General features: G+C 69.8%; 12 protein-coding genes and 1 pseudogene. All 13 read left to right on the top strand.

Annotated elements, in window-relative coordinates; translation table 11 throughout:
• Positions 1-141: pseudogene (locus tag BM333_RS16095) on the top strand (5-aminolevulinate synthase); the annotation flags it as partial.
• A 5-nt stretch (positions 142-146) separates the two neighbouring features.
• A complete protein-coding gene (locus tag BM333_RS06365; RefSeq protein WP_092308498.1) occupies positions 147-848 on the top strand; it encodes a class I SAM-dependent methyltransferase in 702 nt (233 codons plus the stop codon).
• Positions 839-1,033, top strand: coding sequence for a DUF6898 family protein (locus BM333_RS06360; protein ID WP_092308495.1), 195 nt, complete (start codon positions 839-841; stop codon positions 1,031-1,033). Before BM333_RS06365 ends, BM333_RS06360 begins: the two co-directional genes overlap by 10 nt.
• Before the next feature lie 66 nt (positions 1,034-1,099).
• Positions 1,100-2,383, top strand: coding sequence for a serine hydroxymethyltransferase (gene glyA, locus BM333_RS06355; protein WP_092308492.1), 1,284 nt, complete (start codon positions 1,100-1,102; stop codon positions 2,381-2,383).
• Positions 2,384-2,390: 7 nt separating this feature from the next.
• Complete coding sequence (nrdR, locus tag BM333_RS06350) at positions 2,391-2,876, top strand: transcriptional regulator NrdR (protein WP_092308490.1); 486 nt, start codon at positions 2,391-2,393, stop codon at positions 2,874-2,876.
• Positions 2,876-3,502: a RibD family protein gene (locus tag BM333_RS06345; RefSeq protein ID WP_092308487.1), complete on the top strand. Its 627-nt coding sequence runs from the start codon at positions 2,876-2,878 to the stop codon at positions 3,500-3,502. Before nrdR ends, BM333_RS06345 begins: the two co-directional genes overlap by 1 nt.
• Positions 3,503-4,093, top strand: coding sequence for a riboflavin synthase (locus BM333_RS06340; protein WP_092308485.1), 591 nt, complete (start codon positions 3,503-3,505; stop codon positions 4,091-4,093).
• Complete coding sequence (gene ribB, locus BM333_RS06335; RefSeq protein ID WP_177221812.1) at positions 4,093-5,226, top strand: 3,4-dihydroxy-2-butanone-4-phosphate synthase; 1,134 nt, start codon at positions 4,093-4,095, stop codon at positions 5,224-5,226. Before BM333_RS06340 ends, ribB begins: the two co-directional genes overlap by 1 nt.
• Entirely contained in the window at positions 5,223-5,684 is a 462-nt protein-coding gene (gene ribH, locus BM333_RS06330) for a 6,7-dimethyl-8-ribityllumazine synthase (RefSeq protein ID WP_092308483.1), read from the top strand. The genes ribB and ribH overlap by 4 nt, the downstream gene beginning before the upstream one ends.
• Positions 5,681-6,214 (top strand): transcription antitermination factor NusB, encoded by a 534-nt coding sequence (gene nusB / locus BM333_RS06325; RefSeq protein ID WP_092308482.1) that lies wholly within the window; start codon positions 5,681-5,683, stop codon positions 6,212-6,214. Before ribH ends, nusB begins: the two co-directional genes overlap by 4 nt.
• Before the next feature lie 5 nt (positions 6,215-6,219).
• Complete coding sequence (thiL, locus tag BM333_RS06320) at positions 6,220-7,209, top strand: thiamine-phosphate kinase (protein ID WP_092308474.1); 990 nt, start codon at positions 6,220-6,222, stop codon at positions 7,207-7,209.
• Between the two features lie 37 nt (positions 7,210-7,246).
• Entirely contained in the window at positions 7,247-7,660 is a 414-nt protein-coding gene (locus tag BM333_RS06315; RefSeq protein ID WP_092308473.1) for a hypothetical protein, read from the top strand.
• A gap of 176 nt (positions 7,661-7,836) precedes the next feature.
• Complete coding sequence (locus tag BM333_RS06310; RefSeq protein WP_092308472.1) at positions 7,837-9,999, top strand: sodium-translocating pyrophosphatase; 2,163 nt, start codon at positions 7,837-7,839, stop codon at positions 9,997-9,999.
• The last annotated feature ends 30 nt before the right edge of the window (positions 10,000-10,029 follow it).

Genomic DNA, 10,029 nt, shown 5'->3' with positions numbered 1-10,029 from the left:
CCGACCGTGCCCAAGGGCACCGAACGCCTGCGCTTCACCCCGTCGCCCAACCACGACGACGCCATGATGGACGACCTCGTCCGCGCCATGGACAAGCTCTGGACCCGCTGCAACGTGGCGCGACGCCCGGTCGCCGCCTGACGGGCATGGGCGAGAGGCCGGCACGCCTGCCGCTCGAGGCCTACCCGGCCCACCGCGCCTTTGTCGGTCAGCCGCAACGCTACGACGTCGCCGGCGCCTCGCAGTTCGCCTTGCTGTTCCTGCTGGGACTGCGCGAGCACCATCGCCTGCTCGACTTCGGCTGCGGCTCGCTGCGTCTCGGTCGCCTCGCCATCCCCTATCTGCAGCCTGACCGATACTTCGGAATCGAGCCCGAGCCGGGTCTGGTCGAGGCGGGCTTCGCTCACGAGCTCGGCGAGGACGCCCGGGCGCTGAAGCGGCCGCGTTTCGACGCCAACCGCGACTGGCGGCTCGACGTGTTCGGCGAGCAGTTCGACTTCATCGTGGCCCAGTCGATCTTCTCGCACACCGGGGAGCAGCCAGCGGCGCGGGCGCTGGCCGCCTTCGCCGGGAGCCTGGCGCCGGGCGGGCTGATCGTCTCGAACTGGCTGCTGGGCCCGGAATCGGCGGGACCGCCGGCGGCGACCACCGACTGGGTCTATCCCGGCTTCGTGGAGTTCACCCCCGCCCGGGTCGCGGCGCTCGCCGTGCAGGCCGGGCTCCAGATCCGCGCCTGTCCGTGGCCGCATCCGGCACTCCACTGGTTCGTGATGGCCCGCAAGGAGTCCGACCTGCCGTCGCGCAGCCAGATGGCCGCGCTGCAGGTCGGCATGCCGCGATGGGATTGATTCGCGGGCCGGGAGACGGCGACGAGATCATCGTCGAGTTCACCCGCACCGGCGCGTGGCTCAAGTGCGCGGCCGTTCACGTGGCGACGGGCCTCGAGGTGTCGGCGGTGGGGCCGGCCGCGGAGCCGCGCGCGCTGGAACGCGTGGCGATCGCGAAGCTGAAACGGGCGCTTCTGTCGCGGTGACCCACAAGATGTTGTGGCCGAAGGTGGCGCGGCGTAAATGAACGGGCCGCAACGCCGGGGATTCCAGTGACCGCCTTCACCCACGACGCCTTCTTCTCGAAATCGCTCGCCGAGGCCGATCCGGACGTCTTCGGCGGCATCCAGGGCGAACTGACGCGCCAGCAGGAGCAGATCGAACTGATCGCCTCCGAGAACATCGTCTCGAAGGCGGTGCTGGAGGCGCAAGGGTCCGTCCTGACCAACAAATACGCCGAGGGCTATCCCGGCCGCCGCTACTACGGCGGCTGCGAATACGTCGACGTCACCGAGAACCTGGCCCGGGAGCGGGCGAAGCAGCTGTTCGGCTGCGCCTTCGCCAACGTCCAGCCGCACTCCGGCGCCCAGGCCAACCAGGCGGTGTTCATGAGCCTGCTTCAGCCCGGGGACACCTTCCTCGGCATGGACCTGGCCTGTGGCGGCCACCTGACCCACGGCTCGCCGGCCAACCAGTCCGGCAAATGGTTCCGCCCCGTCACCTACAAGGTCCGCGAGGACGACCATCTGATCGACTACGACCACGTGGCGCAGATGGCCGAGCAGGAGAAGCCGAAGCTGATCCTCGCCGGCGCCTCGGCCTACAGCCGGCACATCGACTTCGCCCGCTTCCGCGAGATCGCCGACAGCGTCGGGGCGTATCTGATGGTCGACATGGCCCACTACGCCGGCCTCGTGGCCGGCGGCGTCTATCCCGACCCGCTGCCCCACGCCCACGTCGTCACCACCACGACCCACAAGACCCTGCGCGGCCCGCGCGGCGGCATGGTGCTGTCGAACGACGTCGAGCTGGGCAAGAAGATCAACTCCGCCGTGTTCCCCGGCCTGCAGGGCGGGCCGCTGGAGCATGTCATCGCCGCCAAGGCCGTAGCCTTCGGCGAGGCGCTGAAGCCCGAATTCAGGGCCTATGCGCAGCAGGTGGTCGACAACGCCCGGGCGCTAGCCGCGGTGCTGGTCGAGCGCGGCGCGGCGATCGTCTCGGGCGGCACCGACAGTCATCTGATGCTGGTCGATCTGCGGCCCAAGGGCGTCACGGGCAAGGCCACCGAGGCGGCGTTGGAGCACGCCCTGATGACCTGCAACAAGAACGGTGTGCCCTTCGACACCGCCCCCTTCACCGTCACCTCGGGCGTCCGACTGGGCACGCCGGCCGGCACCACGCGCGGCTTCGGCGTCGCCGAGTTCCAGCAGGTCGGCCACTGGATCGCCGACGTGATCGACTCGATGAAGGGCGGCGACGAGGCCGACGCGGCCGTGTCGCAACGGGTGGCGGATGAGGTGCGGGCGCTAACCGCTCGCTTCCCGATCTACGGATGAGCCGCCGATGAAGTGCCCCTTCTGCGGAAACCCGGACACCCAGGTGAAGGACAGCCGCCCGTCCGACGACGGCGCCGCCATCCGTCGCCGGCGGTCCTGTCCGCAGTGCAGCGGGCGCTTCACCACCTTCGAGCGGGTGCAACTGCGCGAGCTGGTGATCCTCAAGCGCAACGGCCGCCGCACGCCCTTCGACCGGGACAAGCTGGAGCGGTCGCTCGGCATCGCGTTGCGCAAACGGCCGGTCCAGCCGGAACAGATCGAACAACTGGTCAGCCGCATCGTCCGCCAGCTGGAGAGCCTGGGCGAGACCGAGATCCCGTCCTCGACCGTCGGTGACTTCATCATGAAGGCGCTGAAGTCGGTCGATGAGGTCGCCTATGTCCGGTACGCCTCGGTCTACAAGGACTTCCGCCACACCGGCGACTTCGCCCGCTTCCTCGGCGCCGAAGGTCTCAACGAGGGGGGCCTGGACGACGAGTCCGGCCGGCGCTGATGCGCCCGTCCGTCACCCTGAAGCTGGCGACCTCCCTCGACGGGCGGATCGCCACGGCGACGGGCGAGTCGAAGTGGATCACGGGGGAGGCCGCTCGGCTGGAAGGTCATCGCCTGCGCGCCGCGCATGACGCCATTCTGGTCGGCGTCGAGACGGTGCTGGCGGACGATCCCGAGCTGACTGCCCGCCTGCCGGGTCGTCCCGTCGATCAGCCCCTGCGCGTCGTGCTGGACAGCCGGCTACGGACGCCGCCGACGGCGATGGTCGCCCGGGGGGACGCCTTGATCCTCACCGCGATGGAGCCTGCCGCGATCGGCGCAGCCAGGGTCGAGAGGATCGACGCGCCGGACGGCCGGCCGTCGCCGGCGGCGGCGCTTCGGGCGATCCAGCGGGCCGGCGCGCATTTGGTGCTGATCGAGGGGGGCGGCCAGGTGGCGGCCTCCTTCCTGCGCGCCGGACTTGTCGACCGGCTGGAGTGGTTCCGGGCCCCCATTCTGTTGGGCGGGGAGGGGCGGCCGTGCGTCGCGGCGCTGGCGCTTGCAAAGCTGGCCGACGCCCCCAAGTTCCGGCGTCTGTCGGCCGAACCGCTGGGCGACGACCTGTGGGAACGCTACGAGCGCATCTGAATGTTCACCGGCATCGTCACCGATATCGGCCGCGTCCGGAAGGTCGAACAGACCGCCCGCGACCGACGCTACGAGATCGAAACCGGGTGGGACACCGCCGGCATCGACCTCGGGGCTTCGATCAGCCACGCCGGTTGCTGCCTGACGGTGACGGAGAAGGGGCCGGGTTGGTTCGCCGTGGAGGTCTCGGCCGAGACGCTGTCGAAGACCACTCTCGGCGACTGGAAGGCGGGCGACCGGGTCAATCTCGAGCGCGCGGCGAAACTGGGCGACGAGCTGGGCGGCCACATCGTCTCGGGCCACATCGACGGCCTCGGCAAGGTGATCTCGGTGACGCCGCAGGGCGGTTCGCACCGGATCGACGTCGAGGCGCCTGAGCCGCTGCACCGCTTCATCGCACCCAAGGGGTCGATCACCGTCGACGGGGTCTCCCTGACCGTGAATGCGGTGGAAGGCCGGACGTTCGGCGTCAACATCATCCCGCACACCTGGGAGGCCACCACCCTCGGGCGGCTGAAAGCTGGCGACGCGGTCAACCTCGAGATCGACATGCTGGCGCGATACCTCGCGCGGTGGCAGGAGACGGCGTGATGCAATTGGCCGCGAACATGAACGACAGCCCGATCAGCCCCATCGAGGACATCCTCGAGGACGCCCGCAACGGCAAGCCCTACATCCTCGTCGACGCCGAGGACCGTGAGAACGAGGGCGATGTCATCATCCCGGCCCAGTTCGCCACGCCGGACCAGATCAACTTCATGGCCCGCCACGCCCGCGGCCTGATCTGCCTCGCCATCACCGCCGACCGCGCCCGTCAGCTGCGGCTGCCGCCGATGTCGGCCGAGAACCGCGAGAGTATGGGCACGGCCTTCACCGTCTCGATCGAGGCGAAGGAAGGGGTCACCACCGGCATCTCCGCCGCCGACCGCGCCCGCACCGTGCAGGTCGCCGCCGACCCGACCCGGGGCGCCGACGACATCGTCTCGCCGGGCCATGTCTTCCCGCTGGTGGCCCGCGACGGCGGGGTGCTGGTCCGCACCGGCCACACCGAGGCGGCGGTCGATATCAGCCGCATGGCCGGCCTGACCCCGGCCGGGGTGATCTGCGAGATCATGAATGAAGACGGCACCATGGCCCGGATGCCGGACCTCGTCGCCTTCGCCCAGCTGCACGGGCTGAAGATCGGCACCATCGCCGACCTTATCGCCTACCGCCGCCGCACCGAGCGCCTGGTCGAACGGGTCATGGACACGCCGTTCGAGAGCGTCCACGGCGGCCCCTTCCGCCTGATGCTGTACCGCAACGCCATCGAGGGCGTGGAGCATGTCGCCCTCGTTCACGGCAAGATCGAACCGGGCAAGCCGACCCTCGTGCGCATGCATCAGGTCGACTTCGCCGCCGACCTGCTGGGTCACGTCGAGGCGCGGCAGGACTATGTGCCCCGCGCCCTGAAGGCGATCAGCGCCCACGCCGGTCCCGGCGTCACCGTCTTCCTGCGGGACCCGGAACTGCACGGCCTCGCCGAAAGGCTCGCGGGCGTGGCGAAACCCGCCGCCGTCGACCGGGCCCTGCGCAACTACGGCGTCGGGGCGCAGATCCTGCTCGACCTTGGCGTCCGCGACATGATCGTGATGAGCTCGACCCGACCCAATCCGGCTGCGCTGGAGGGCTATGGCCTGCGCATCGTCGGCTGGCGCGACATGGACGGGGAGGATCAGGCGTGAGCGACTCCCTCCGCGTGCTGGTCGTCGAGGCCCGCTTCTACGACGACCTCGCCGACGCCCTCCTGGAGGGAGCGACGGACGCCCTGCGCGCCCAAGGGGTGCAGTACGACGTGGTCTCGGTGCCGGGCGCGCTCGAGGTTCCGCCCGCGATCGCGCTCGCCGAGGAGGCCGGGCGCTATCCCACGGCGCCCCGCTACGACGGCTATGTCGCTCTCGGCTGCGTAATCCGGGGCGAGACCTACCATTTCGAGATCGTCTCGGATCAGTCGGCCGCCGGCCTGATGCAGCTCGGCCTGAAGGGCCTCGCGATCGGCAACGGCATCCTGACCACCGAGGACGAGGACCAGGCCTGGGCGCGGGCGCGCCGCAGCGAGGGCGACAAGGGCGGCGGGGCCGCGCGCGCCTGCCTCGACCTCATTGCGCTGCGCAAGCGGCTGCGGGTAGGACTGGCCTCGTGACCGAACCCAACAGCCTCCAGTCCGTCCTCGAGCAACTCGCCGAGGCGGAGAAGTCCCGCGCCGAGCCTGAGCTCACCTCCCGTCAGCGCCGCGCGCGCACCGTGGCGCGCCTCGCCGCCGTCCAGGCGCTCTACCAGATGGAGCTGGCCGGTGAGGGGGTGGAGACGGTGATCAGCGAGTTCGCCAACCACCGCTTCGACGCCGACATCGAAGGCCAGCCGCTGGCCGAGGCCGATGAGTCCTGGTTCGGCGACGTGGTGCGCGGCGTGGTCGCCCTGCAGCGCGAGATCGACGCCTCGATCAAGGCGCGGCTGGCGTCCAACTGGCGGTTGGAGAGGCTCGACTCGACCCTGCGCGCGCTTCTGCGGGCCGGGGCCTGGGAGCTGCGTCAGCGCCAGGAGGTCCCGAAGGAGATCGTCATCGACGAGTACGTCGAACTGGCCAAGGCCTTCTTCGATGACGCCGAGGCGAGGTTCGTCAATGCCGCGCTGGACGGCGTCGCCCGGGACGTGCGCGGCCAGGCCGGGTAGCCCGGATGTCGGCCCTCGACGTCGCCGGCGAGTTCGAGACCATCCGGCGCCTGCTCGCCCCGCTGGCCCATCCGGAGTGGGGCCGGGGCCTGGTCGACGACGTCGCTGTGCTGCCGGCGCGCCCGGGATACGACCTCGTCCTGACCAAGGACGCCATCGTCGAGGGCGTGCACTTCCTTCCCGCCGACCCGCTGGACACGGTCGCCCGGAAACTGCTGCGCGTGAACCTGTCGGATCTGGCGAGCAAGGGCGCGGAGCCATTCGGCTATCTGCTCGCCTGCTGCTGGTCGGAACGTTGCGGCTGGCCCGAGCGGATGAGCTTCGTCGACGGTCTGCGGGCCGACCAGAAGGCCTACGGGGTCTGGCTGCTTGGGGGCGACACCGTCGTCACCCCGGGACCGGCCAGCTTTTCGCTCACCGCCCTCGGCTGGTCGCCCAAGGGGCGGACGGTCTCCCGCGCCGGCGCCCAGCCGGGCGATCCTGTTTTCGTCACCGGATCGATCGGCGACGGCTGGCTTGGACTGCAGGCCCTCCAGGACCGGATATCGTTGGACCCGGAGCGGCTCGGCGCCCTTGCCGACCACTTCCGGACGCCGGTCCCGCCAGTGGGGTTCGCCCCCGTTGTGCGCGACCTCGCAACGGCGGCGCTGGATGTTTCCGACGGGCTGATCGCTGATCTCGGGCATCTTGCGGCGGCGAGCGGCGTCGGGATCGAAATCGACCTCGAACGCGTCCCTCTTTCGGCGGCCGGCGCGGCCTGGTTCGAAGGACGGGTCGACCCCCAGGCGGCGCTGGAACAACTGGTCACGGGCGGCGACGACTACGAGATCGCCTTCACCGTCGCCGCCCGCGACGAGGCGGCTCTACGGCGCGAGGCGGAGCGGCGCCATGTTCGCGTGACGCGACTCGGGCGGGCGGTCGCGGGCGCGGGGGTGACCGCGCGCTTCGCCGGCAAGGCGGTCAGCTTCGTCCGAACCGGCTTCACCCACGGCTGACAACGAAATCTCAACGGGCCGGTCGCAGCATCGGATCATGCGCCGCCGAGACCTCATCGCCGCCCCCGTGGCGCTCGCCGCCGGTCCCGTCGCGGCCGGCGACACCGACCGGCCAGCCGGGGCAAGTCTGAACATGTCGGGCGTCGGGCTGCCGGTGATCGCCGGTGGACGCCTGCGCAACTACGTCTTCGTTTCCCTGCGCCTGCACCTCGGCGGATCGGCCACCCCGGAATCGATGAGGCTGAAGGAGCCGTTCCTGCGCGACGCCCTGGTGCGCGCCGGCCATCGCACGCCCTTCCTGGTGGCCGACGACTGGACGCGTCTCGACGCGGCAGCCCTCTCGTCCAGCCTGATGCGGTCCGCGGCCAGGCTCGCCGGGCCCGGCGCCGTCGTGCGCGTCGAAGTCGTCAGCCAGGCTCCGCGGCGTCGGACCGGGGTCCGCGCCGGCTGATCGTTGTTCACCAAGCCTGTTGCGTCACACCGACGCATTTGGCACGTTTCCGCCGCAATTCCCCAAGGACGCAAGCTGCGTCCGCCGCGCACGGGGGGACCGGAAGGCGGAGAGAGGCGAAAACGCCCCCCGCGCCAAGGGTCCGGGCGCCTCAAAAGACAGGGTTTGGAAACACCATGAGTATGTATCTGTGGCTGGTCATAGCCGCAGGCGGACTGGGGGTGCTTTACGGAGCCGTCCAGACCGCCGCCTTGATGAAGGCGTCCACCGGCAACGACCGGATGCGCGAGATCGCCGCCGCCATCCAGGAAGGCGCCTCGGCCTACCTCCGTCGTCAGTACACCACCATCGGCATCGTCGGCGTGGTCATCCTGATCGCCGCCTGGCTGCTGATCGGGCCGTGGGCCGCCGTCGGCTTCCTGATCGGGGCCGTGCTGTCGGGAGCCGCCGGCTTCGCGGGCATGCTGATTTCGGTTCGCGCCAACGTCCGCACCGCCCAGGCCGCCTCGGAAAGCCTGTCGAAAGGTCTGGATCTGGCGTTCCGCTCCGGAGCCATCACCGGAATGTTCGTGGCGGGCGGCGCCTTGCTCGGCGTGGCCGGCTACTTCGCCTTCCTCACCTTGGGGGCGGGCTTCGAACCGACCAGCCGCGAGGTCATCGACGGCCTTGTCGCCCTGGGCTTCGGCGCCTCGCTGATCTCCATCTTCGCCCGTCTGGGCGGCGGCATCTTCACCAAGGGGGCCGACGTGGGCGGCGACATGGTGGGCAAGGTCGAGGCCGGCATTCCCGAGGACGATCCCCGCAACGCCGCGACCATCGCCGACAATGTCGGCGACAACGTCGGCGACTGCGCCGGCATGGCGGCGGACCTGTTCGAGACCTACGCGGTCACCACGGTGGCCACCATGGTGCTGGCGGCGATCTTCTTCCGGGGACAGCCCTACGTCGAAGCGATGATGCTGCTGCCGCTGCTGATCTGCGCGGTCTGCATCGTCACCTCGATCATCGGCTCGTTCTTCGTCCGCCTGGGCAAGTCGCAGAACATCATGGGCGCCCTCTACCAGGGCCTGATCGTGACCGGCGTGCTGTCGATCGCCGCCATCTTCGGCCTGTTCCAGTTCCTGCGCGGCGAGGACATCCTCGGCCCGGTCGTGACCTCGGGCGGTCTGACCATCGAGCCGATGAGCCTGTTCTGGTCCGGCATGGTCGGCCTGGCGGTCACCGCCGCCATCGTGGTGATCACCGAATACTACACCGGCACAAACTATCGTCCGGTGAAGTCCGTGGCCAACGCCTCGGTTTCCGGTCACGGCACCAACGTCATCCAGGGCCTTGCGATGTCGCTGGAGTCCACGGCGCTGCCGGCGCTGACCATCATCATCGGCATCGTGGCGACATATCAGCTGGCCGGCCTCTTCGGCATCGCCATCGCCACCACCACCATGCTGGGCGTGGCGGGGATGATCGTGGCGCTGGACGCCTTCGGCCCGGTCACCGACAACGCCGGCGGCATCGCCGAAATGGCCGGCCTGCCGCCGGACGTGCGCACGTCCACAGATGCGCTGGACGCGGTTGGCAACACGACTAAGGCGGTCACCAAGGGTTACGCCATCGGCTCTGCCGGTCTCGGAGCCCTCGTGCTTTTCGCCGCCTATACGGAGGACCTGAAGCATTTCGCGGCCGAGGCGGCGCCGGGCAGCTTCTTCGACGGTCTCGGCGCGGTCGCCTTCGATCTCGCCAACCCGTACGTCGTGGTCGGACTGCTGTTCGGGGGGCTGCTGCCCTTCCTGTTCGGCGGTCTGTCGATGACCGCCGTCGGACGCGCGGCCGAGTCGGTCGTCGCCGAGGTTCGTCGCCAGTTCCGCGAGAACCCGGGGATCATGACCGGCGAGGTCAAGCCGGAATACGGCAAGGCCGTCGATATCCTCACCTCGGCGGCGATCCGCGAAATGATCGTGCCGTCGCTCCTGCCGGTGCTGTCGCCGATCGTGCTGTTCGTGGTGGTGCTGATGATCCAGCCGGACAAGGCGAACGCCTTCGCCGCGCTCGGCGCCATGCTGATGGGCGTCATCGTCACAGGACTGTTCGTGGCCATCTCGATGACCTCGGGCGGCGGCGCCTGGGACAACGCCAAGAAGGTGATCGAGGAAGGCTTCACCGACCGCAACGGCGTCGTCCACGGCAAGGGGTCCGAAGCCCACAAGGCTGCGGTGACCGGCGACACGGTCGGCGATCCCTACAAGGACACCTCCGGTCCGGCGGTGAACCCGATGATCAAGATCACCAACATCGTCGCGCTTCTGCTGCTGGCGGTGCTGGCGAGCGGCAAGATCGTCTGAGTGCGGGCCGCCGGCGCCTTCGGGCGGCGG

Origin of the sequence: Brevundimonas viscosa, assembly GCF_900116065.1 — a bacterium.
Classification (GTDB): Bacteria; Pseudomonadota; Alphaproteobacteria; order Caulobacterales; family Caulobacteraceae; genus Brevundimonas; species Brevundimonas viscosa.
The sequence above is the reverse complement of the archived record's forward strand: the minus strand, read 5'-3'. Positions and strand labels throughout refer to the sequence as shown.